This is a genomic window from Streptomyces sp. NPDC043908 (assembly GCF_056435525.1).
In genome coordinates this window covers 440,389-463,580 of the sequence record NZ_JBWKEI010000004.1, presented here as the reverse complement: position 1 = coordinate 463,580, position 23,192 = coordinate 440,389, and the positions used below count along the sequence as shown (strand labels likewise).

16 protein-coding genes are annotated in these 23,192 nt (G+C 74.9%); 9 read left to right on the top strand and 7 right to left on the bottom strand.

Translation table 11 applies throughout. The features are described 5' to 3' along the window. The first annotated feature begins 68 nt into the window (after nt 1–68). Nucleotides 69–2,486, top strand: coding sequence for a cation-translocating P-type ATPase (locus AC069K_RS12765; RefSeq protein WP_365113427.1), 2,418 nt, complete (start codon nt 69–71; stop codon nt 2,484–2,486). Nucleotides 2,487–3,248: 762 nt separating this feature from the next. Here the strand turns inward: AC069K_RS12765 and AC069K_RS12760 are convergent. Both AC069K_RS12760 and AC069K_RS12755 read right to left on the bottom strand, forming a co-directional pair. Next, nucleotides 3,249–6,347 (bottom strand): sacsin N-terminal ATP-binding-like domain-containing protein, encoded by a 3,099-nt coding sequence (locus AC069K_RS12760; protein ID WP_478615262.1) that lies wholly within the window; start codon nt 6,345–6,347, stop codon nt 3,249–3,251. 794 nt (nt 6,348–7,141) lie between these two features. Next, complete coding sequence (locus tag AC069K_RS12755) at nt 7,142–8,050, bottom strand: DUF3027 domain-containing protein (RefSeq protein ID WP_365113429.1); 909 nt, start codon at nt 8,048–8,050, stop codon at nt 7,142–7,144. A gap of 292 nt (nt 8,051–8,342) precedes the next feature. Here AC069K_RS12755 and AC069K_RS12750 point away from each other — a divergent pair, with 292 nt between their 5' ends. From AC069K_RS12750 to AC069K_RS12735, 4 genes are read left to right on the top strand one after another with little or no spacing between them, the layout of a single operon-like run. After that, on the top strand, nt 8,343–9,689 hold the full coding sequence (locus tag AC069K_RS12750; protein WP_365113431.1) for an MFS transporter: 1,347 nt from the start codon (nt 8,343–8,345) through the stop codon (nt 9,687–9,689). A 27-nt stretch (nt 9,690–9,716) separates the two neighbouring features. Beyond that, a complete protein-coding gene (locus tag AC069K_RS12745) occupies nt 9,717–10,214 on the top strand; it encodes a DUF2771 domain-containing protein (protein ID WP_358831504.1) in 498 nt (165 codons plus the stop codon). A gap of 1 nt (nt 10,215) precedes the next feature. After that, a complete protein-coding gene (locus AC069K_RS12740; RefSeq protein ID WP_478615147.1) occupies nt 10,216–10,854 on the top strand; it encodes a futalosine hydrolase in 639 nt (212 codons plus the stop codon). Continuing rightward, complete coding sequence (locus AC069K_RS12735; RefSeq protein ID WP_478615144.1) at nt 10,847–11,707, top strand: 1,4-dihydroxy-6-naphthoate synthase; 861 nt, start codon at nt 10,847–10,849, stop codon at nt 11,705–11,707. Before AC069K_RS12740 ends, AC069K_RS12735 begins: the two co-directional genes overlap by 8 nt. 58 nt (nt 11,708–11,765) lie before the next feature. On the opposite strand, the gene AC069K_RS12730 is transcribed toward AC069K_RS12735, so the two are convergent. Further along, on the bottom strand, nt 11,766–12,149 hold the full coding sequence (locus tag AC069K_RS12730; protein WP_358831507.1) for a cold-shock protein: 384 nt from the start codon (nt 12,147–12,149) through the stop codon (nt 11,766–11,768). A 172-nt stretch (nt 12,150–12,321) separates the two neighbouring features. Here AC069K_RS12730 and AC069K_RS12725 point away from each other — a divergent pair, with 172 nt between their 5' ends. After that, nucleotides 12,322–12,570: a hypothetical protein gene (locus tag AC069K_RS12725; RefSeq protein ID WP_358831508.1), complete on the top strand. Its 249-nt coding sequence runs from the start codon at nt 12,322–12,324 to the stop codon at nt 12,568–12,570. On the opposite strand, the gene AC069K_RS12720 is transcribed toward AC069K_RS12725, so the two are convergent. After that, on the bottom strand, nt 12,567–13,235 hold the full coding sequence (locus AC069K_RS12720) for an HAD family hydrolase (RefSeq protein WP_478615141.1): 669 nt from the start codon (nt 13,233–13,235) through the stop codon (nt 12,567–12,569). The two genes, AC069K_RS12725 and AC069K_RS12720, sit on opposite strands and share 4 nt — an antisense overlap. Before the next feature lie 418 nt (nt 13,236–13,653). Further along, nucleotides 13,654–14,706, bottom strand: coding sequence for a hypothetical protein (locus AC069K_RS12715; protein ID WP_478615138.1), 1,053 nt, complete (start codon nt 14,704–14,706; stop codon nt 13,654–13,656). An 81-nt stretch (nt 14,707–14,787) separates the two neighbouring features. On the opposite strand from AC069K_RS12715, the gene AC069K_RS12710 reads away from it, so the two are divergent. Together AC069K_RS12710 and AC069K_RS12705 are read left to right on the top strand one after the other, a co-directional pair. Further along, nucleotides 14,788–17,376, top strand: a complete 2,589-nt coding sequence (locus AC069K_RS12710; RefSeq protein ID WP_478615135.1) for a helicase-associated domain-containing protein — start codon at nt 14,788–14,790, stop codon at nt 17,374–17,376. Nucleotides 17,377–17,484: 108 nt separating this feature from the next. Next, nucleotides 17,485–19,134 (top strand): DNA repair helicase XPB, encoded by a 1,650-nt coding sequence (locus AC069K_RS12705; RefSeq protein WP_478615132.1) that lies wholly within the window; start codon nt 17,485–17,487, stop codon nt 19,132–19,134. Here AC069K_RS12705 and AC069K_RS12700 read toward each other — a convergent pair. Then, a complete protein-coding gene (locus AC069K_RS12700; protein ID WP_478615259.1) occupies nt 19,086–20,324 on the bottom strand; it encodes a glycosyltransferase 87 family protein in 1,239 nt (412 codons plus the stop codon). The two genes, AC069K_RS12705 and AC069K_RS12700, sit on opposite strands and share 49 nt — an antisense overlap. A 261-nt stretch (nt 20,325–20,585) precedes the next feature. After that, nucleotides 20,586–20,777 (bottom strand): hypothetical protein, encoded by a 192-nt coding sequence (locus AC069K_RS12695; protein ID WP_478615130.1) that lies wholly within the window; start codon nt 20,775–20,777, stop codon nt 20,586–20,588. Nucleotides 20,778–21,071: 294 nt separating this feature from the next. Here AC069K_RS12695 and AC069K_RS12690 point away from each other — a divergent pair, with 294 nt between their 5' ends. Beyond that, the gene (locus AC069K_RS12690) at nt 21,072–23,123 is read left to right on the top strand and encodes a HelD family protein (protein ID WP_478615128.1); all 2,052 of its coding nucleotides are present in this window, start codon (nt 21,072–21,074) and stop codon (nt 23,121–23,123) included. Nucleotides 23,124–23,192 lie beyond the last annotated feature (69 nt).

The window sequence follows — 23,192 nt, the reverse complement described above, 5'->3', positions numbered from 1 at the left end:
CCTCCCCTGGTCTGATGTTCGACGGTCCCGGCAGGTGAAGCGGGAATTCCCCCCGTACCGTCGAAAACATGACGCAGCGCGCCAATATCGACGCCGGGGCGGAACTCGACCCCGTCCACCCCGTGCCGCCGCCCGAGGCGTCCGGCCGGGCCACCGGTCTGACCGCCGCCGAGGTCGCCGAACGCGTCGCCCGGGGCGAGGTCAACGACGTACCGCTGCGCAGCAGCCGCTCCACCGGCGAGATCGTCCGCGCCAACGTCTTCACCCGCTTCAACGCGATCATCGGCGTGCTGTGGCTGGTCATGCTCTTCGTGGCGCCGCTCCAGGACAGCCTCTTCGGCTTCGTGATCATCGCCAACACCGGCATCGGCATCATCCAGGAGCTGCGCGCCAAGAAGACCCTCGACGGGCTCGCGGTCATCGGCGAGGCCAAACCCACGGTCCGGCGCGACGGGACCGCCGCCGAGATCTCCACCTCCGAGATCGTCCTGGGCGACCTGGTGGAGCTCGGGCCGGGCGACAAGGTCGTGGTCGACGGCGAGATGGTGGAGGCCGACGGTCTGGAGGTCGACGAGTCGCTGCTGACCGGCGAGGCCGACCCGGTCCTCAAGAAGCCCGGCGACCGTGTGATGTCCGGGTCGTTCGTGGTCGCGGGCGGCGGCGCCTTCACCGCGACGAAGGTCGGGCGCGAGGCGTACGCGGCGCAGCTCGCGGAGGAGGCCAGCCGCTTCACCCTGGTCCACTCCGAGCTGCGCTCGGGCATCTCGATGATCCTCAAGTACGTGACGTGGCTGATGGTCCCGACCTCGGTCGGCCTGGTCATCAGCCAGCTCGTGGTCAAGGACGACGACTTCAAGCAGTCGGTCGCGTACACGGTGGGCGGCATCGTCCCGATGATTCCCGAGGGTCTCGTCCTGCTCACCTCGGTCGCCTTCGCGATCGGGGTGATCCGGCTCGGCCGCAAGCAGTGCCTGGTGCAGGAGCTCCCGGCGATCGAGGGCCTCGCGCGCGTGGACGTGGTCTGCCTCGACAAGACCGGCACGCTCACCGAGGGCGGCATGGACGTCACGGAGCTGCGACCGCTGGACGGCGCGGACGAGGCGTACGTACGCAAGGTGCTCGGCGCGCTCGGCGAGTCCGACCCGCGTCCCAACGCCTCGCTCCAGGCGATCATCGACGCGTATCCGGACAGCGAGGAGTGGCGGTGCACGGAGTCGCTGCCGTTCTCCTCGGCGCGCAAGTACAGCGGGGCGGCGTTCAGCGAGGGCGACGGGGAGAACTCGACCTGGCTGCTGGGCGCGCCGGACGTGCTGCTGCCGACGGGCGACGCGTCCCTCGCGGAGATCGACTCCCTCAACGAACAGGGCCTGCGCGTCCTGCTGCTGGCCCGGGCCCGGCGCGAACTCGACGACCCCCGGGTGGCGGCGGACGCGCGGGCGACGGCCCTGGTGGTGCTGGAGCAGCGGCTGCGGCCGGACGCGGGCGAGACCCTGCGCTACTTCGAGGAGCAGGACGTCCACGCCAAGGTCATCTCCGGGGACAACGCGGTGTCGGTCGGGGCGGTGGCCGGCAAGCTGGGCCTGCCGGGCGCGTCACGGACGGTGGACGCGCGCAAACTGCCCGACGAGCGGGCGGAGATGGCGGAGGTCCTGGACTCCCACGCGGTGTTCGGGCGGGTGTCGCCGCAGCAGAAGCGGGACATGGTGGCGGCGCTCCAGTCCCGCGGGCACACGGTGGCGATGACGGGCGACGGCGTCAACGACGTGCTCGCCCTCAAGGACGCGGACATCGGCGTCTCGATGGGGTCGGGCTCGGAGGCGACGCGGGCGGTGGCCCAGATCGTCCTGCTGAACAACAGCTTCGCCACGCTGCCGTCGGTGGTGGCGGAGGGGCGGCGGGTCATCGGCAACATCACGCGGGTGGCGACGCTGTTCCTGGTCAAGACGGTGTACTCGGTGCTGCTCGCGCTGCTCGTCGTGTGCACACAGGTGGAGTACCTGTTCCTGCCGCGCCACCTGACGCTGCTGTCCACCCTGACGATCGGCATCCCGGCGTTCTTCCTGGCGCTGGCCCCCAACACGGAACGGGCCAAGCCGCACTTCGTACGGCGGGTGATGCGGTACGCGATCCCCGGCGGGGTGATCGCGGCGGTGACCACGTTCGCCACGTACATGCTGGCGCGGCACTACTACGAGGGCCCGGGCGCCCGCGAGGCCGAGACCAGCGCGGCGACGCTGACGCTGTTCCTGGTGTCGATGTGGGTCCTGGCGATCATCGCCCGCCCGTACACGTGGTGGCGGATAGCCCTGGTGGCCTCGATGGGCGCGGCCTTCCTCCTGGTCCTGGCGGTCCCCTGGCTCCAGACGTTCTTCGCCCTGCGCCTGGTGGGGACGGTGTTGCCGTGGGCCGCGGTGGGGGTTGCGGTGGTGGGGGCTGTGGGGTTGGAGGGGGCTTGGAGGTGGGTGGGGAGGAAGTGGGCGGAGTAGGGTCCCGCAGACCGCCTACGGCTGAACGCGCGGTTCCCCGCGCCCCTGTCGGCCGGGGATTCGTCTGCGGGCCGTGGGTGACTGGTCGCGCAGTTCCCCGCGCCCCTTATCGGCCGGGACTTCACCTGCGGGCCGGCTTCGGTTGCTCGCGCAGTTCCCCGCGCCCCTCCAGGGCTCGACTTCGGCTGCCGGTTGGCGGTGGCCGGTCGCGCAGTTCCCCGCGCCCCTTATCGGGCCGGGGATTCGTCTGCGGGTTGTAGTGGGTTGCTCGCGCAGTTCCCCGCGCCCCTAAAAGCCCGTGGCCGAGCCAACTGCTCCGGCTGCGGCCGGACCCCTCAGGGGCGCGGGGAACTGCGCGAGCAACCACCCACGGCCCGCAGACTAAAAGCCCGGTGCCCGCAGCGCAGGGGCGCAGCCCCGCGGCCTCCAGGGGCGCGGGGAACTGCGCGGCCAGCCCACCACGGTCCGCAGACGAAAGCAGGGGGTCGGGGCGCAGCCCCGTGTCGTTCAGGGGCGCGGGGAACTGCGCGACCAGCCCACCACCGGCCCGCAGACGAAAGCAGGGGGTCGGGGCGCAGCCCCGCGTCGTTCAGGGGCGCGGGGAACTGCGCGGCCAGCCCACCACCGGTCCGCAGACGAAAACCCGGGGACCCGCAGCGCTGGGGCGCAGCCCCGCGGCCTCCAGGGGCGCGGGGAACTGCGCGGCCAGCCCGTCACCGGCCCGCGGACGAAAGAAGGGGGCCCGGGGCGTAGCCCCGGGGGTTAGTCGAACCAGCGGGATCGGGACAGTTCCGCCGTCCGGGACGGGTCCTCCAGCAGCGCCCCCACCTCGAACCGCCGCGGCCACTGCCCCGCCGCCCACGCCAGCCCCGCCGCGACCCCCTCCAGCGTCGCCGCGTGCACCGTTCCGTCCGGCGCGCGGTGCCAGTCCAGCTCCACCCCGCCCGCCAGCAGCTCCTCGTGCTCGACGTAGTGCGAAGGCACTCGGGGGCCGAGCAGGACCCGGACCGCCTCCGGGACCTCCCGCTCGGTCCCGACGCTCGTCACCTCCGCCGACGCGCTCTCCCCCAGGCTCCGCACCTGGAGCAGCTCCGCCAGTTCGGCCGCCCGCGCCGGGGCGACCGGCAGCAGCGGCACCCCGGACGCCAGCGGCAGCAGATCCGGCGCGTCCGCCACCAGCGCGTCCGCCGCGTCCACGACCCGTACCTCCCCGTCCACCACCGCCCGCAGCTCGTCGGGGAGCGTCACCTGCTCGGGGTCGAGGTCGGCCAGCGCCGTGTACAGGGCGTGCAGTTGCGCGTCCGAGACCGGGCGGGCGGGGTCCGCGAGGCGGCCCAGGAGTTCGGCCGCGCCGCCGGGCTCGTCGAGCAGCGCCGCCACCGACGTACGCACGCCCAGCGCCCGCAGCACCTGCTCGTCGTCGAACCCGGTCGCGTCGGCGGACTCGTACAGACCGGCCAGCAGCGGGTCGGACCCGGCCGCGCGCAGACCCGCCGGGCGGCGCCCGCCGAGGACGGGGTGGCCGCGCAGCCACCACGCCGTGTACGGGCGGACCGACTCGGTCGTGCCGTCCGGCAGCAGGATGCGTACGGGCTGGGTCAGCGCGTCCCGCAGCGGCGGCTTCGAGAGCAGCGCGAGGGCCCGCGGCCAGGCGTCGTCGTCGACGAGGTCGAGGTCGCGGACGGCGACGATCTCGGTGGCCACGGGCGGTACGGGCGTGTGCGGCAGCCGGTCCAGGACGTCCTCGCACCACACGTCGACCGCGTCGAGCAGCCCGGCGTCGTCGGGCTCGGCGAAGTCGCCTTCGCGGGGCTCCAGTTCGTCCGGGTCGAGGACCACATCGGTGGCGCGGACCAGGGCGAACGTGGCCAGCACCCCGCACGCGGCGAGCGGCTGCTCGCCCCAGCGGGCGGCCAGTTCGCCGTCCACCTCGGCGAGTTCGCCGGGGCGGATGACGGAGGCGAAGGGGCTGCCGGGCAGGACGAGTTCACCGGCGGGGGCGAGCTCGCCGTCCTCGTCGGGCAGGGCCAGCGCCCCGAGCCACGGCTCCTCGCCGGGTTCGAGCGCGGCGTCCCGTACCAGCGTCAGTACGGTCTCGGCGAGTTCGTCGGCGTCGAGCGCGTCCTCGTCCCAGATCTCGCCGCTGTCGAGGGAGGCGGCGACGGCGGCCCGCACCTGGGGGGTGGTCAGGACGGCCCGGGGCGTGGCGGGCAGCGCGCCCAGCTTCTCCAGGAGGGGGTGGGCGGCGTCCGCGTGCGCGACCTTGAGGCCGAGGCGGGTGAGGTCGGCGGGGGTGTCGGCCAGGGGGAGCAGGATCTGGCGCGGGCCGATGGCCGTACGCCCGTCGCTCAGCGGCACCGGGAGCCCCGAGAGGCGGTCCGGGTCCACCCCGGCCAGCGTGTCGTAGAGGCGGTGCCACCACGACGGGTCGCGTTCGGCGCCGCCGATGCGCTCGATGGCGTCCCCGAGCGGCAGCCGCCCGACGCCGAGGGTGCGCAGCTCGGCCCGGCGCTCAAGCCCCGCGGGCAGCAGCGTGGGCAGCACCTCGGCCAGCACCCGCACGGTGTCGGCGCCCGCCCCCTCGACCACCTCGGCCTCGAACGGCCGCAGCGCGGGCAGCTCTTCGGAGGGCGCGGCCGGGGCGAGGAAGGCGATACGGGGCAGCCGCTCCAGGACCGCCGCGCGCAGCGCCCCGTCCAGCTCGCCCCGCCCGAGCGGGCCGGGTACGAGGTCGACGGTGCCGGTCGAGACGGGCTCCCAGTCGCCGAGCAGCCGGGCGTACGCGTCGGCGGCGCGCTCCACCAGGAAGTCGGTCAGCGGCCCCGGCGCCGGGTGGCGCCGCGCGGTGTCCAGCGGCAGCGAGGCGATGAGCAGGGCGGGCAGGCCGAGGGGCTCGTCGGTGGGGGTGGGGGCGTGGACGACCGGGGCGGTACGGGGCCGCCGCGGGGCGCCGTCCAGGTCGACGGGGACGGCCCAGGTGACCGACCAGTGCGGCCGCAGCCGCTCCTCGACGGGCCGGTCGGCGAGCAGGTCGGCGGTGAGGGGGCCGCTCGCGCTCTCGACCCGCCAGCGGTTGGCGCCGTCCCGGGTGTCGTCGATGTGGACGTATCCGTCGCGCTCGGAGCGGCGCAGCACACGGGAGCCGTCGGGGGTCTCCACGACGACCTCGACGAGGCCGGGGAGGGTGAGGAGCAGGGCGTCGTCGACGGCGGCGAGGAGCCGCTGGACGAGGTCCTCGGCGGGCTCGTCGCGCAGCGGCAGCACGACGACGGTGTCGTACCCCTCCGGCGCGAAGCCCTCGGCGGGCAGCGGGAGCCGCAGCAGGGGTACGTGGCCGTCGCGGCGGCGCAGTTCGTCACCGAGGCCGGGGCTGAAGCGGGCGGCCTCGGCGGCGAGGTCGCGGGCCTCGGCGAGCGACCAGCGGACGCCGCCGGTGCGGCCGACGACGGCCGGCTCGTCGCTGACGGCGAGGACGGCGGCGAAGCCCACGCCGAACCGGCCGACGGCGGTGCCGGCGTCGCGCCGCTTGGCGGAGGCGCGCAGGGTGGACAGCGACTCGACGCCGGTGGCGTCCAGGGGGGCGCCGGTGTTGGCGGCGGCGAGGACGGACTGCTCGCCGGGGGCGCCGGGGTGGAGGGTGAGCCGCAGCCGGCCCGGGACTCCGGCGCGGGCGGCGGCGTCGGCGGCGTTCTGGGCCAGCTCGACGACGAGGCGGTCGCGGTAGCCGCCGAGGGCGAGGTCCTCCTCGGCGTTGGCGTCCTCGCGGAAGCGGGAGGGGGTGGTGGCCCAGGCGTCCACTACGCCGCGCCGTAGCCGCGCCGTCCCGAAGGGGTCCAGCCCCTCGTCCGCCGTCGCCTTCACGATCACGCCGTACCCCGCTTCTTCGCGTCCACCGCATCGGTAACCCTGCGCCCGAAGGTACCGCGTCCCCGCTCCCGAGGGCCCGCACGCCCCCCGCACCCCTCACTCCCCCGGGCTTCGCCCCGGCCCGGTTCACCTGGCGGTGGGCCGGGGAGGCCCGCGTCCACGTCCCCGCCTGCGGGGTCACGGACACCCGCTCGCGCAGCTCCCCGCGCCCCTCTTGGGCCGGGACTTCGTGTACGGGCCGGTGGTCAGTTGCTCGCGCAGTTCCCCGCGCCCCTTAAAGGCCGGACCTCGTCCGTAGATCGTGGAGGGCTGAGCGCGCAGTTCCCCGCGCCCCTTTGTGCGCCCCTGCGGGGCGATCGCCTGGGTGGTCGCGTCCGTGCGAGGGAGCCGCATTGTGGCCCAGCCCCGCGCCCCTAAAGCCCTTGGCCGAGCCAACTGCTCCGGCCGCGGCCAACCCCCTCAGGGGCGCGGGGAACTGCGCGACCAGCCCTCCACGGTCCGCAGACGAAAGACCGGCCCGGGGCGCTGGGGCGCAGCCCCGCGGCGTCCAGGGGCGCGGGGCTGCGCGAGCAACCCCCCACGACCCGCAGACGAACTCCGGGCCGATAAGGGGCGCGGGGAACTGCGCGACCAGCCCACCACCGGCCCGCAGCCGAAGTCCCGGCCCCAAAGACCGCCCCCTTCGCGCCCCCGCCCCCGCAAGTGAAAAGGAGGCCGGGGCGCAGCCACGAAGGGGGCCGGGCGTAGCCGCCAAGGGGGCCGGGGCGCAGCTACCAAGGGGGGTGGGGCTAGGAGTGGCCCAGGTCTTCGGATTCCGCGTCCGGGGCGCCCGCCTCCACAGACCCGAACCCCTCCGGCCGCAACACCAACGCATCCGCCCCCAACGTATCCAGCACCGGCGCCGACGGCCGCGGCGGCTTCGGCATGACCGCCGCCTCCGAGTGGCCGCCGCAGCCGTAGGACAGGGACACGACACGCCCGTCCGCGGGGCTGAACTCGTTCGCGCAGACCCCGAAGGCCTGCCGCAGCGACCCGGCCAGCGGGACCAGGAAGGCGCACGACACGCAGGAGGCCGGTGCCGCCTGCGCCATCGGGGTCTTCGCGCCGAACGACTCGTCCCAGCGGTCCGCCGCCGCGTGCAGCCCGTACCGGGACAGCACGCGCGCCCGGCGCAGGCCGAGCTCCTCGGCCACCGCCGCGATCGTGCCGCGCGCGGCGCCGGGGCGGGCCACCAGCTCCGCGTCCTCGGCCTCGACCCGCTCGGCCATCTCCTCGGAGACGGCGGAGTTCGGCGGCGGGGCGTCCTCCCCGGTGTAGCCGGGCTCCAGGCGCAGGTCGTCCGCCTCGGTGGGCAGCAGGTCGCCGGGGCCCATGTCCCCGGGACGCAGCCGCTCGCTCCACGGCACCCATTCGGGGGCCTGGAGCGCGTCGGGCCCGGGCAGCAGGACCGTCTCGTCGAGGGTGACCAGTTTCGCGCGGGAGGCCCGCGCGACGGTCACCGCCCAGCGCCAGCCCCGGTACCCCGGCTCCTTGCACTCGAAGAAGTGCGTGACGACCCGGTCGCCCTCGGCCACCACCGATACGTGCTCTCCGACCACGCCGGGCGCGGCGGCCTCCTCGGCCGCCTCCCGGGCGAGGTCGACCGCTTCGGCGCACAGGCGGTCGGGGGTACGGCTTCGCGTCGTCGCAGCACTCACAGGTCTCGCTTCTCTCCTACGCCGTCTCACGGGTGCGCCGGGGACCGCGTACGTACGAGTCGCGGACGGAGCGGACCAAGGGGCCGCGTCGACGTCCGCGCCCGGGCCGTGAACTGATCAGGGGCGCGCCTTTCGCCATCCATTCTGCGGGATCGCGGAGAGGCGCGCGGCCATGAGCAGCCGCGGGCGGCGCGCCTGTCACGCTACCCCCTTCGCGGCCCGTGGCCCACCTGCCGGTCCGAATCCCTGTCGGTACGTCATGGTCAGACGGGGTTGGGGCACTATGACAGATGTGGCTACCGCGAGGTCCGTCGATACGGCCGGTCCCCTCCGCAGGGCGGGGCGGACGGTCGGCCGAGCGCTGCATCTGCCCATCACGGGCACCGCGCGTTCCATCCGAAAGGCGACACACGCCCATGGCGCCGGTGAGTCGGGCCTGGGCAAACTGATCGAACTCCACGCCGTGAACGGCGCCGGGGACGTCATGATCACCGTGGCCCTGGCGTCCACCGTGTTCTTCTCCGTCCCCACCGACCAGGCCCGCGGCCGGGTCGCGCTGTATCTGGCGATCACGATGGCCCCGTTCACCCTGCTGGCCCCGGTGATCGGTCCGCTGCTCGACCGGATGCCGCACGGCCGGCGCGCCGCGATGGCGGGCGCCATGCTGGCGCGGGCGCTGCTCGCGCTCACCATGTCGGGCGCGGTGGCCACCGGCGGCCTGGAGCTGTATCCGGCGGCGCTCGGCGTCCTGGTGGCGTCGAAGGCGTACGGAGTGGTGCGCAGCGCGGTCGTACCGCGCCTGCTGCCACCGGGGTTCTCGCTGGTCAAGGCAAATTCCAGAGTCACGCTCGCGGGGCTGCTCGCGACGGCGGCGGCGGCCCCCATCGGCGCGGGGCTCCAGCACGTGGGGCCGGAGTGGCCGCTGTACGGGGCGTTCTGCCTGTTCGTGATGGGGACGTTCCTGGCCTTCACGCTCGACCACAAGGTGGACTCCGCCAAGGGCGAGAGCAAGGCCGGTCTGGTCGAGCGCGCGGGCCGCAAACCGGGCCTGAGCTCGGTCGGCTCGTCCGTGCGCAGCGGGCTCATCGCCAACGCGGCCCTGCGCGCGCTCTCCGGCTTCCTGATCTTCTTCCTGGCGTTCCTGCTGCGCGAGCACCCGCTGTCCGGGCAGAGCGCCGCCGTGTCGCTGGGCGTGGTCGGCGTCTCGGCGGGCGTGGGCAACGCGCTCGGCACGGCGGCGGGCTCGATGCTGCGCTCGCGGGGCCCGGAGATCATCATCGTGGCGGCGCTGCTGGCCGCGCTGGGCGCGGGGGTGTGCGCGGCGGCGTTCTTCAGCGGGGTGCTGATGGCGGTGCTCGGGGCGACCGCGGGCTTCACCCAGGCGCTGGCGAAGCTGTCCCTGGACGCGATGCTCCAGCGCGATGTGCCCGAGGAGGTGCGGACCTCCGCGTTCGCCCGTTCGGAGACCGCGCTCCAGATGTCGTGGGTGCTGGGCGGTGCCATAGGGATCGTGCTGCCGCTCAACGGCGTGCTCGGGATGTCGGTCGCGGCGGGCCTGCTCGCGGTGGGCGCGCTCACGTCCGTACGGGGGCTGCTGAGCTCGTCGCGGCGCGGCACACCACACCCGCGCGTGGCGTGATCTCGGCGGACCGATAGCCTTCGGCTCATGACCGCCTCGTTCACCTCCGGTAAGGCCCGCCGGGCCGGCATCGCCCTGGGCGCTGTCTCCGTCGGCCTCCTCGCCCTCTCCGCCTGCGACAAGCCGACGCCCCTCGCGACCGTGACGGTCGGGACGACCTCGGTGAACGCCGAGGCCGCCTGCCGCAACGACGGCAAGGTGCTCTCCGAGGAGAAGCTCACCACCTGCCTGAGCAGCGTGAAGACGTCGAAGACGATCAAGTACTCGCCGGGCTCGACCCTGCGTCTGGGCGTGGACCCGGACGTGGTGGAGCACGGCGACAAGTGGATCGCGCTGCTCGACGGTTCGCCGATCTTCGGCGAGCCCATCAGCACCACCTACCGCTCGTTCCCCAACGCCGACGTCTTCGCGACCGGCGGCCAGTCCGCGGCGCCGAAGTCCCGGAAGATCAACATCGTCCAGGTGAACGAGGACAACAAGCCGAAGTCGGTGTGGGGCTTCACCCTCAAGCACGACAACGGCTGACGTGCGCGTCCTGGTCGTGACCGCCGTCCCCGCCGAGCGGGACGCGGTCACGCGGGCGTGCCCGGCGGGCGCGGACGTCCTCGTGGGGGGCGTGGGCCCCGCCTCGGCCGCCGCCGCCACGGCCAACGCCCTGGCCCGCACCCCGTACGGCCTGGTCGTCTCCGCCGGGATCGGGGGCGGGTTCCCGTCCGCCGCGCCCGTCGGCGGCCTCGTCGCCGCGTCCCGGATCGTCGCCGCCGACCTCGGGGCCGACACGCCCGAGGGATACCGGGACGTGGAGGCGCTCGGGTTCGGGCGCTGCGCCCATCTGCCGCCCGAGCCGCTCGCGCGGGAGGCCGCCGGGGCCATCGGCGCCGTGTACGGGCCCGTCCTCACCGTCTCCACCGTCACCGGCACCGCCGCCCGCGCCGCCGAGCTGGCCGCCCGGCACCCGGGGGCGGCCGCCGAGGCGATGGAGGGCTTCGGGGTCGCGGAGGCCGCGGCCCAGCAGGGGGTTCCCGTGCTGGAGATCCGGGCCGTCTCCAACGCCGTGGGGCCGCGCGACCGTTCCGCCTGGCGGATCGGGGACGCGCTCGCCGCACTCACCGACGCCTTCGGGAAGCTCCCGCCCGTACTGGAGAGTTGGAACGGTCATGACTGAGCCGCTGCGCATCGCCTACTCGCCCTGCCCCAACGACACGTTCGTCTTCGACGCCTGGGCGCACGGACGTGTCCCGGGGGCGCCGGAGCTCGACGTCACCTTCGCGGACATCGACATCACCAACGGCATCGCCGAACGCGGCCCCGGCGACGGCGGCTTCGACCTGCTGAAGGTGTCGTACGCCGTGCTGCCCTGGGTCCTGGACGACTACGCGCTGCTGCCCTGCGGCGGGGCGCTGGGGCGCGGCTGCGGCCCGCTGGTGCTCACCCGCGAGCCCGGTGTGGACCTCACCGGCAAGACCGTCGCCGTGCCGAGCGAGCGCTCGACGGCGTATCTGCTCTTCCGGCTCTGGGCGGCCGACGTGGTGCCCGGCGGCGTCGGCAAGGTCGTCGTGATGCCGTTCCACGAGATCATGCCCGCCGTGCGCGACGGCCGGGTGGACGCCGGACTCGTCATCCACGAGGCCCGCTTCACGTACCAGGAGTACGGGCTGCACTCGCTCGCCGACATGGGCGAGCACTGGGAGTCGACGACCGGGCTCCCCATCCCGCTGGGCGCGATCATCGCCCGCCGCTCGCTCGGCGAGGCCCGGCTGCGCGAGCTGGCCGGGGCCGTCCGGACGTCCGTCCGCATGGCCTGGGACGACCCGGAGGCCTCCCGGCCGTACGTACGGGAGCACGCCCAGGAGATGGATCCGACGGTCGCCGACCAGCACATCGGGCTCTACGTCAACGAGTTCACCCACGATCTGGGCGAGGACGGCTACGCGGCGGTGCGGGGGCTGCTGACGCGGGCCGCGGCCGAGGGGCTGGTGCCTCCGCTCGGCCGCGACGCGCTCAGGTTCGTGGACTAGCTCGGGTTCGTGGACCGGCTCAGGTTCGTGGACCGGTTCGGGTTCACGGACCAGCGGACTAGACGTCGAGCTGGTCCGCCACCGCCCGCAGCAGTCCGGCGATCTTCTTGCCGGCCGCCTTGTCGGGGTAGCGGCCGCGCTCCAGCATCGGCGTGATGTTCTCCAGCAGGGTCGTCAGGTCCTGGACGATGGAGGCCAGTTCGTCGGGCTTGCGGCGCTGGGCAGCGGCGACCGAGGGGGCCGGGTCGAGGACGGTCACCGAGAGCGCCTGGTCACCGCGCTGGCCCGCGACCACGCCGAACTCGACGCGCTGGCCGGGCTTGAGTGTCTCGACCCCGGCGGGGAGCACGGACGAGTGGACGAAGACGTCGCCGCCGTCGTCGCGGGAGAGAAAGCCGAAGCCCTTCTCGCTGTTGAACCATTTGACCTTGCCGGTAGGCACGTCTGTCCTCGTCCTCGTACTCGTCGTGGGTGCTCGGGGCGCCGCGGAGAACGGCTCTGGATAGCACTGCAGCGGGTCGCCTTGGGACCCGCCGACACCAAGGCTAATGGTCCAGAGGCTGCTGACAAGACGTCCCGGCGGGTCCTTACGGGCAGGGAACTACCCTGACCGAGTGAGTAACGAAACCCAAGCGAATTCGGCCAGGGACGAGTCGAACAGCGGGGACCGGCTGGTTCGCGCCGGTGTCATCGTCTTCTTCGTCGGCGCGCTCGCCACGCTGGTCACGGTGGCGCCGCTGTTCCTGCACACCTCCCCGTTCCCGCCCGTCGCCTACGCGGTGTGCATGCTAATGGGCGTCGGCTTCCTGATCGCCGGGGCGGGTGTGGTGCGGTCGGTCCGGGCGGGCCGCGGGGCGGCCTAGGGGGCGGGCTGGGGAGCGGCGGGGGGAGCGGCCCGGAGGGTGTCCTGGGCGCTGACGTACGCCTTCCACCACGGGCGGAACTCCGTGAGGTCGGCGAGGACGACGTCCGCGCCCGCCTCGCGCAGCTCCCGCGCGCCGATCGGGCCGGTCGGCACGGCCACCGAGAGCGCGCCCGCGGCGTGGGCGCCGCGGACGTCGCCGGTGTGGTCGCCGACGTACACCGAGGCGCCGTGCGCGCGCAGCGCCTCCGCCTTGGCCTCCGCCCACAGCCCGCCGATCAGCTCGTCGGGCTCCAGCCCGAGGTGGGTGAGGTGCAGGGCGGCCTGCGGCCGGTTCTTGGCGGTGACGACGATGGCGCGCCCGCCGAGCTCCTGGACCGCGCGTATCGCGTCGGCGGCGCCGGGGAGGGCGTGGGTGGGGGCGATGGCGTACGTGGGGTACAGCTCGCGGTACCGCGCGGCCATCTCCGGGACGCGGTCCTCGGGGAACCAGTGGCTCAGCTCCCACTCCAGCGGGGGGCCGAGGCGGCTGACGGCGGCGTCGGCGTCGATGGGGGTGTGGGTGTCTTCGGCGAGGCGGGTGTAGCAGGCGTGGATGCCGGGGCGGGAGTCGATGAGGGTCATGTCGAGGTCGAACCCGACGGTACGCGTAGCCATGCCCCCCATTGTGTCTCCCCCACCCCGCCCCTCCCCTGAACCCTCCGGGGGCGAGAGCCACCTTCCCTGGGCTGCGCCCCGGACTCCCGAACGGGGCTGCGCCCCGGACTCCCGAACGGGGCTGCGCCCCGGGCCCCGTCTTTCGTCTGCGGACCGTGCTGGGCTGGTCGCGCAGTTCCCCGCGCCCCTGAGGCAACTTCCCGCAGCCGAACTCCCACACTCGCCCCCTTCAGAGGCGCGGGGAACTGCGCGGCCAGCCCGCCACCGGCCCGCAGGCGAAGTCCCGGCCGGATAAGGGGCGCGGGGAACTGCGCGGGCAACCCTCCACCGGCCCGCAGACGAAATCCCGGCCGGATAAGGGGCGCGGGGAACTGCGCGGGCGACCCTCCACCGGCCCGCAGACGAACCCCGGGCCGAGCCGACCCGCTCAGCGGCGACGCCCACCCCGCCACACCAAAAACACCGCCGACCCCACCGCAGCCCCCCGCACCACCCACGGCCACACCCCCGCCACCGCATCCCCCATCGCCCCCTCCGCGATCGGCGTGCCCCAGCGGCCGTCCTGGCGGCCCCACAGCCATACCGCGCCCGCGGCCACCGCAAGGCCGGGCACGCCCAGGACCGCCCACTTCGTCTCCGCGGGCGTCAGGCGACGTGACAGGTACGCCAGGAGCCAGCCGCCGCCCAGCGCCAACCAGTTGCCCAGGGCCGCGCCCACCACCAGCAGCACCGCCGCGGCCAGCAGCAGCGGGCTGGAGAGGGACGGGCGGGGGAGCCGGATCCTCCGCCCCAGAGGCTCGTCGACGGCCGCCTCGACCGGCTCCTCGGCGCCCTCAACGGCCTTGGCCACCTTCGCGGCCTCGGCCGCCTTCGCCGCCTCCGCCCTCGCCGCCTCCGCCCTCGCCGCCTCCGCCTTCGCCAACTCCTCCGGCGGCCGCAGTATCTCCGGGATCTCCACCCCGCCCACGAACCCCGCCACCGACTCCCCGGGGCCGCCCCCGAACGGGCCCGGTTCGATCCGCCACCAGTCCGGCTCGCCGTCGGAGGAGCCGAGTTCGTCCATGCCGGCGAGGTGCGGCGGCGACGCGGCCGTCACCGGCGGAGGAGGGGCCGAGGGCGCGGGCGCGGGCGGGGGGTTCGGGGACGACTCGCGCGGGCGGGGGAAGAGCTGGCGGCGTCCCCGGCCCCCGTCCCGCTGCCCCGGCACCCCCCGCCCCGCGGTCTCCACCTCCGGCGGCGCCTCGTACGCCCCGGCCGTCGAGACGGACTCCACCACCTCGTCCGGCGTACCGAGCCGCCCCAGGATCCGGCGCACCGCCGCCGGGGAGTCGGCGCCGAACTTCGCCCGTCTGCGGTCGATCTCGTCACGCAGCCCGGACACCAGCCGCATCCGTGCCGCGGAGGGCAACTGCCGCCGCTGGGCCAGGTCGCCGACCCGGCTCAGGTAGTCGTAGACCAGCTGGTCGCTCTCGATCCCCACACCGTTCCCCTTCGTGCCCCGCCGGGGCCCGCCGCCGCCTCCCTGCCCTGACGGTAGCGCGCAGCGGCTACCGTGGGGCGGATGGGGACCGGCGAGCGCGACCAGGAGGCGCACGTGTCCGAAGCACCGACCGGAGCGGGTGGAGTGAGCGGGCCCGACAGCCACACCGACCGCGCCGACCGCGCCGCCGGTGACCACGCCGCCGGCGGCACCCGCGTGCCCGCCGCGCCCCGCACCCTCGCCGAAGCGCTCCGCTCGCGCCCCGACTCCTCCCTCGCCGCGCTCCTGCGCGCCCGGCCCGATCTGCTCTCTCCCGTACCCAACGACCTGACGCAGCTGGCCACCCGCGCCGGGACGCGGGCCTCGGTGGTGCGGGCGCTGGAGCGGCTCGACCGGTTCGCGCTCCAGACCGCGCAGGCGCTGGCCGTGGCGCCCGACCCGGCGCCCTATCCGGTCCTGCTGGCGCTCCTGGCGGGCGACGAGGGCGACCCGGCCGTCGAGGAGGCGCTGCCGGGGGCGGTCGCGGGGCTGCGGGAGCAGGCGCTGGTGTGGGGGACCGACGAGCGGCTGCGGCTGGTGCGCACCGCCCGCGAACTGCTGGCGCCCTCCCCCGCGCACCCCTCCCCCACCGGCCTCGGCCCGACCGTCGCCGAGGCCACGGCCGGGATGTCGCCGGGGCGGGTGCAGGAGATCCTCCGGGCGGCCGGGCTCCCCGCCACCCATGACCCGGTCTCCGCGGTCGCCGCGCTGACCTCGCTCTTCACCGACCGGACGCGGATGTCGGAGCTGCTCGACACCGCCCCGCCGGAGGCGCTCGCGGTGCTCGACCGGCTGGTGTGGGGGCCGCCGTACGGCGAGGTGTCGGCGGATCCGGCGCCGCCGGTGCGCTGGCTGCGCGACCACGGGCTGCTGCTGCCGACCTCGGCGCGCACGGTGGTCCTGCCGCGCGAGGCCGCCCTGCATCTGCGCGCCGGGCGCGCGCACCGGGCGCCCGAGCCGGTGGCGCCCGCCGTCGCGCCGGCCCGGGAGTACAAGCCGCAGGTGGTGGACTCCGCGGCGGCGGGGCAGGCGCTGACCGCGCTGACCATGGTCGAGGACCTGCTGGCCGAGTGGAACGAGGGCGGGCCTGCCGTGCTGCGCGCGGGCGGTCTGAGCGTGCGTGACCTGAAACGGACGGCCGCCGCCCTGGACACCACCGAGCAGGCCGCCGCTTTCTGGCTCGAACTCGCCTACGCGGCCGGGCTGCTGGCGTCCGACGGGGAGGCGGACGAGCGGTACGCGCCGACGCCCGCGTACGACGACTGGCTGGACCTGCCGCCCGCCGAGCGCTGGTCGCGGCTGGCCGCCGCGTGGCTCGCCGCGACCCGTACGCCGGGCCTGGTCGGCGATCAGGACGCCCGCGCCCGCACCCTCGCGGCCCTCGGCCCCGACCTGGACCGCTCCCCCGCCCCGGAGGTGCGCCACCGGGTGCTGGCCCTGCTCGCGCTGCTGCCCGAGGGGACCGCGCCCGACCCCGAGACGCTGCTGGCCCGGCTGCGCTGGGAGCACCCGTCCCGCACCGGCCCCGAGGACCTGCGGCCCCGGCTGGCCCGGTGGACGCTGGCCGAGGCGGAGTGGCTGGGCGTGACGGGCCGGGGCGCGCTCGCCGGGCACGGGCGGGCGCTGCTCGCCGCGGCCGGCGACACCGCCAGGGCGCCCCGGTCCGGCGCCACCGCCCCGCCCGCCGGTCTCGCGGCCGCCGCCGCGCTCGCGCCGCACCTGCCCGAGCCCGTCGACCACGTCCTGCTCCAGGCCGACCTCACCGCGGTCGCGCCCGGTCCGCTGCGGCGCCCGCTCGCCGCGACCCTGAACGTGCTGGCGGACATCGAGTCGAAGGGCGGCGCGACGGTGTACCGGTTCACGCCCGCCTCGGTGCGCCGCGCCCTCGACGCCGGGCAGGCCGCCTCCGACCTGCACGCCTTCCTCGCCGCGCACAGCGCCACCCCCGTCCCGCAGCCGCTCAGCTACCTCATCGACGACGTGGCCCGCCGCCACGGGCACCTCCGGGTCGGCGCCGCCTCGGCGTACGTGCGCTGCGACGACGACACGCTCCTCGACGAGATCGTCGCGGACAAGCGGTCGGCGGGGCTGCGGCTGCGCCGGCTCGCCCCGACCGTGCTCGCCGCCCAGGCCGACCCCGCCGCGCTCCTCGAAGGGCTGCGGGCGATGGGGTACGCCCCGGCCGCCGAGTCCGCCGAGGGCGATGTGGTGATCACCCGGGCCGACACCCGCCGCACCCCGCCCCGTGCCGTCCCCGCGCCCGTGCCGGAGGGGCCGCCGCTGCCCGACGAGACGCTGCTCGGCGCGGCGGTCCGGGCGATCCGCGCGGGCGACGAGGCCGCCACGGTCGTCCGCAAGGAGGCCCCGCGCGCCACCCCCGCCGAACCGGGCGGGCTGCCGCGCACCACGGCCGCCGAGACGCTGGCCACCGTCCAGGCCGCGGTGATGACCGGCTCGGCCCTGTGGATCGGCTACGTCAACGCGGACGGCGCCGCCAGCCAGCGGGTGATCGCGCCGGTGCGGGTGGAGGGCGGGTTCGTGACGGCGTACGACCACACGGCCGACGAGGTGCGCACGTATCCGCTGCACCGGATCACCGGGGTCGCGGAGCTGGCGGACGACCCCGCCTGAGCCGACGGCCGTCCCCCCGGTCCGGCCGTCGCACCCCCGCCCGCGCCCCGCTGAGGCACACTGGAGGTTTCGCCGCCTCCACGTACGTACGGAATGAGGGTGCACCGCGTGAACGGGCCACTGATCGTCCAGTCGGACAAGACCCTGCTCCTGGAAGTCGACCACGAGCAGGCCGACGCCTGCCGCCGGGCCATCGCGCCCTTCGCCGAGCTGGAGCGGGCGCCGGAGCACATCCACACCTACCGGCTGACCCCGCTGGGGCTGTGGAACGCGCGCGCGGCCGGGCACGACGCCGAGCAGGTGGTGGACGCGCTCGTCGAGTTCTCCCGCTACCCGGTGCCGCACGCCCTGCTCGTCGACGTCGCCGAGACGATGGCGCGCTACGGACGCCTCACCCTCAGCAAGCACCCCGTCCACGGTCTGGTGCTGACCAGCACCGACCGGCCGGTCCTTGAGGAGATCCTGCGCTCCAAGAAGATCGCCCCGCTGGTCGGCGCGCGGCTGGACGCGGACACGGTCGCGGTGCACCCCTCCGAGCGCGGCCAGATCAAGCAGACCCTGCTCAAGCTCGGCTGGCCCGCCGAGGACCTCGCGGGGTACGTGGACGGCGAGGCGCACCCGATCGAGCTCGCGGAGGACGGCTGGGCGCTGCGGCCGTACCAGAAGCAGGCCGTCGAGGGGTTCTGGCACGGCGGCAGCGGGGTCGTCGTGCTGCCCTGCGGCGCGGGCAAGACGCTGGTGGGGGCGGGCGCCATGGCGCAGGCCAAGGCCACCACGCTGATCCTGGTCACCAACACCGTCTCGGCCCGGCAGTGGAAGCACGAGCTGGTCAAGCGCACCTCGCTGACGGAGGAGGAGATCGGCGAGTACAGCGGGACGCGCAAGGAGATCCGGCCGGTCACCATCGCCACGTACCAGGTGCTCACGACCCGCAGGAAGGGTGTGTACCCGCACCTGGAGCTCTTCGACTCCCGGGACTGGGGGCTGATCGTCTACGACGAGGTGCACCTGCTGCCCGCCCCGGTCTTCAAGTTCACCGCCGACCTCCAGGCCCGCCGGCGGCTCGGCCTCACGGCGACGCTGGTGCGCGAGGACGGGCGCGAGTCGGACGTCTTCTCGCTGATCGGCCCGAAGCGGTTCGACGCGCCGTGGAAGGAGATCGAGGCGCAGGGCTACATCGCGCCCGCCGACTGCGTGGAGGTCCGGGTCAATCTGACCGACTCCGAGCGGTTGGCGTACGCGACGGCCGAGACCGAGGAGAAGTACCGGTTCTGCGCGACCACCGCCACCAAGCGGAAGGTCACCGAGGCGCTGGTGCGGAAGTTCGCGGGCCAGCAGATCCTCGTCATCGGGCAGTACATCGACCAGCTCGACGAGCTGGGCGAGCATCTGAACGCGCCGGTGATCAAGGGCGAGACGCCCAACGCGCAGCGCGAGAAGCTCTTCGAGTCCTTCCGGCAGGGCGAGATCTCGGTGCTGGTCGTCTCCAAGGTCGCGAACTTCTCCATCGACCTGCCCGAGGCGACGGTCGCCATCCAGGTCTCCGGCACCTTCGGCTCACGCCAGGAAGAGGCCCAGCGGCTCGGCCGGGTGCTGCGCCCGAAGGCGGACGGCCACCAGGCGCACTTCTACTCGGTGGTGGCCCGCGACACCCTCGACCAGGACTTCGCGGCGCACCGCCAGCGGTTCCTGGCGGAGCAGGGGTACGCCTACCGGATCGTGGACGCGGACGATCTGCTCGCGGGGGACGTGGGCTGACGGGGGCCCGTGGGCTGACGGGGGCTGAGTCCCGCGGTTCCCCGGGACCCTGATCGGCCGGGTCGTTGTCCGCGGGCCGTGGTCGGCTCCTCGCGCGGTTCCCCGCGCCCCTGAGGGGCGCCGGGCCGCAGGCGGAAGGCGGCCTGCGCCGACAGGGCGAGGCCCAGCAGTGCGTACGGTGACGCCAACGGCTGTTGCCACCAGGGGAGATGGAGGTCCAGCTCCCCCGCGTGCGGCACCAGCCACAGCGTGCGCGCGGTGAACACCACCGCCACGGCGACGGCGGTACGGACCCGCCCCTCGGCCACCAGGACCGCCAGCAGCGGAACGCACCACACCCAGTGGTGGGACCAGCTGACCGGGGAGACGAGCAGCGCGGTGAGGGCGGTGACCAGGACCCCCCACCGCTCGGGCGCCCGGCGGGCGGTCCACAGCCCGGCCACCGCGACGAGCGCCGCGACCGCCACCCCGGCCGCGCCGGGCGCGGGCGTGTGGAGCAGCCGGGCCACCAGGCCCTGGAGCGACTGGTTGTCGACGATCCACACCTTGCCGACCCGTTCGGTCTCGAAGAGCCGCCGCGTCCAGAAGTCCACGCTGGCGCCGGGCAGGACGAGCCCGCCCAGCAGCACGGTCCCGGCGAACGCGGCGGCGCCCGTCCCCGCCTCCCGCCACCGCCCCCTGAGCAGCGCGTACAGCAGGAAGAGCGCCGGGGTGAGCTTGATGCCCGCCGCCACCCCGGTCGCGAAGCCCTTGCCGGGGGAGCCGGGCGGCCTGGTGAGGTCCCCCAGGACCAGGCAGGTCAGGGCGAGGTTGATCTGGCCGAACAGCAGCGTCTGGAACACCGGTTCAAGCCAGAGCCCGGCGGCGGTGGCGGCGAGCAGGGCGGCCGGGCGGGCCGTGATTCCGGCGAACCGGCAGGACAGCCGTACCAGGAGGGCGAGCAGCAGCGCGTTGCCGACGGCGAAGACGGCTTTGAGCACCGGTACGGGGAGCCAGGTGGTCGGCACGAACAGGAGCGCGGCGAACGGCGGGTAAGTGGCGGGCAGGTGCCAGCGGGTGACGGTGAAGCCGTACAGATCGGTGCCGTGCGCGACGGCCGCGCCCTCCGCCCGGTAGACCAGGGCGTCCGCCATGGGGACGCGCAGGGCGAGGCAGAGCGCTGCCAGTGCGGTGAGTGAGAGGGCGAGCAGGACCACGCCGGTCGCGGGTGTGACGGCTGCGGCGGCTGCGGCGGCTGCGGTGGATGTAACGGGTTCGGCGGATGTGGCGGGTGTTGCTCTGCGCGAACGGTCGGTCACGTTCCGGTACGTCACGGGCGTGACCCTAGAGGATCCGACGAGCGGGCCGGGGCAGGCTCAGCGGGCAGCAGGGAGGGTGAGGGGGGCCGGGTATTCGGCTGCGGGTCGCCGCGGGCCGGTCGCGCAGTTCCCCGCGCCCCTTGGGGGGACGGGTCAGCGGTGGCGGCGGACGCCCGCTTCCTCCGAGTACTCGCCGAGGACGACGACGCTCAGGGCGGCGCCCGCGAAGGCCTTGGCGGCGCGCAGGGCGTTGCCGACGCGGTGCGGGGCGTGCTCGGCGCCGGTGGCGGTGGCGCCCCGGGGGGCCGGGACGGTGGGCGCGGGGGTGCAGGTCACGGTGCTCATGTATCCATGGTGCTCCCGGGCCCCTCCTCTTTCATCGCTCTGCGGTCGGAACCGTCCGGCTCCCCATGTCCACCTCTGGTCCAAGGCCATCCCCTACGGGTAGGACCCCGCTCCCTAGGGGCTGTCCCGGGGTCCGGGCCGGGCCCGGGAAAATTCGTTCGCCCCGCCCGGCCCCCCTGACTACAATCGCCGCTTCCCCGCCTCCCTCCGAGGAGCGCCGCCGCCCGGACGGAAACCGGCCGGCCGCCGAAGCCGCAAGGCGAGCCAGCCCGACCAGCCGCCCGGAGGAACCCCGTGTCCCCGCACGACCCCGAAGACCCCCTCAGCCGTGAGCGCGCCCACCTGGGCGAGTCGCGCGCGGCCCTGCGAGCGATGCGCGAGGACGTGCAGAACCTCGACATCAAGGACGTCACCGCGAACTGGGTGAACGCCGCCGTCCTCCAGCGCCAGATCGACGACCGCATCAAGGCCCTGGCCGACCTCTCGCACACCCCGCTCTTCTTCGGCCGCCTCGACTATCTGCACGCCCCCGGCGCCGAGTTGGCCGAGGGCGCCGGGGGCGAGCGGTTCTACATCGGGCGCCGCCACGTCCACGACGCCGAGGGCGACCCGATGGTGATCGACTGGCGCGCGCCGGTCTCCCAGCCGTTCTACCGCGCCTCCCGCAAGGACCCCCAGGACATCGGGCTGCGCCGCCGCTTCGGCTACACGGGCGGCGAGCTCACGGCGTACGAGGACGAGCACCTCACCGACCCCGCCGAGGCGGCCACCACCAGCAAGCTGCTCCAGGCGGAGATCGAGCGTCCGCGTGTCGGCCCGATGCGCGACATCGTGGCGACGATCCAGCCGGAGCAGGACGAGATCGTCCGGTCCGGCCTCGGCGGATCGGTCTGTGTGCAGGGCGGCCCCGGCACCGGCAAGACGGCCGTCGGCCTGCACCGGGTCGCGTACCTCCTCTACGCCCACCGCGACCGCCTCGCCCGCACCGGCACGCTGGTCATCGGCCCGAACGCCTCCTTCCTCCACTACATCGAGCAAGTGCTGCCCGCGCTGGGCGAGTTGGAGGTCAGGCAGGCGACCGTCGACGACCTGGTGGCGCACGTCGAGGTGAAGGGCGTCGACGACGCGCCCGCCGCGATCGTCAAGGGCGACGCCCGGATGGCCGAGGTGCTGCGCCGGGCGGTCCGCAGCCATGTGAGCCTGCCCACCGAGCCGCTGGTGGTGGTGCGCGGCTCGCGCCGCTGGCGGATCCCGGCGTACGAACTGGAGGAGATCGTCCGCGAGTTGCGGGAGCGGGACATCCGGTACGGGGCCGCCCGGGACGCCCTGCCGCAGCGCATCGCGCACGCCGTGCTCGTCCGGATGGAGCAGGCGGGCGAGGCTCCCGACGACCGGGTGCAGGACGCGGTGGCGCGCAGCGCGGCGGTGAAGGCGGCCGTGAAGGAGCTCTGGCCGCCGGTCGACCCGGCGAAGCTGGTGCTGCGGCTGCTCTCGGACGCCGACTTCCTCGCCGCGCACGCCGAGGGACTGCTCAGCGCGGACGAGCAGAAGACCATCCTGTGGGCGAAGCCCGCCCGCAGTGTCAGGGCCGCCAGGTGGTCGGCGGCGGACGCGGTGCTGATCGACGAGGCGAACGACCTGGTGGCGCGGACCCACTCGCTCGGCCATGTGGTGGTCGACGAGGCGCAGGACCTCTCCCCCATGCAGTACCGGGCGGTCGGCCGCCGCTGCTCGACCGGCTCGGCGACGGTCCTGGGCGACCTGGCGCAGGGCACCACGCCCTGGGCGACGGCGAGCTGGGAGGAGGCGCTGCGCCATCTGGGCAAGCCGGACGCGGTGGTGGAGGAGCTGACGGCCGGCTTCCGCGTGCCGCGCGAGGTGATCGCGTACGCCTCGCGGCTGCTGCCGTCGATCTCGCCGGGCCTGGCCCCGGTGGAGTCGGTGCGTGAGACCCCCGGCTCGCTGGCCGTGCGCGCCTCGGCCCCGGACGAGCTGGACGCGGACGTGCTGGCCGCCTGCCGCCAGGCGCTGGAACACGAGGGCTCGACCGGGCTGATCGCGGCGGACGCGCGGATCCCGGTGCTCGCCGAGGCGCTGACGGCGGCGGGCCTGGCGTTCCTGGGCCCGGGCGAGGAGACCACGGCCGAGTCCCGGCTCACCTTGGTCCCCGCCTCCCTGGCGAAGGGCCTGGAGTACGACTACGTGGTCCTGGACGAGCCCTCGGCGGTGGTCGACGGCGAACCGGACGAGCGCACCGGCCTGCGCCGCCTGTACGTGGCGCTGACCCGGGCGGTCTCGGGCCTCACCGTCTGCCACGCGGCGCCCTTGCCCGCCCAGCTGACCTGATCCGCCGCCGCTGAGCCCCAGGCCGCCCCAGGTCGCCGATGTCCGCCTCGCGTAGCGCTTTCGTCCTGG

Coding starts and splice junctions, on each gene's coding strand:
- AC069K_RS12765 (WP_365113427.1), top strand. CDS start 69: ATGACGCAGCGCGCCAATATCGACGCCGGGGCGGAACTCGACCCCGTC.
- AC069K_RS12745 (WP_358831504.1), top strand. CDS start 9,717: ATGACCGCCTCGTTCACCTCCGGTAAGGCCCGCCGGGCCGGCATCGCC.
- AC069K_RS12735 (WP_478615144.1), top strand. CDS start 10,847: ATGACTGAGCCGCTGCGCATCGCCTACTCGCCCTGCCCCAACGACACG.
- AC069K_RS12720 (WP_478615141.1), bottom strand. CDS start 13,235: ATGGGGGGCATGGCTACGCGTACCGTCGGGTTCGACCTCGACATGACC.
- AC069K_RS12710 (WP_478615135.1), top strand. CDS start 14,788: ATGGGGACCGGCGAGCGCGACCAGGAGGCGCACGTGTCCGAAGCACCG.
- AC069K_RS12695 (WP_478615130.1), bottom strand. CDS start 20,777: ATGAGCACCGTGACCTGCACCCCCGCGCCCACCGTCCCGGCCCCCCGG.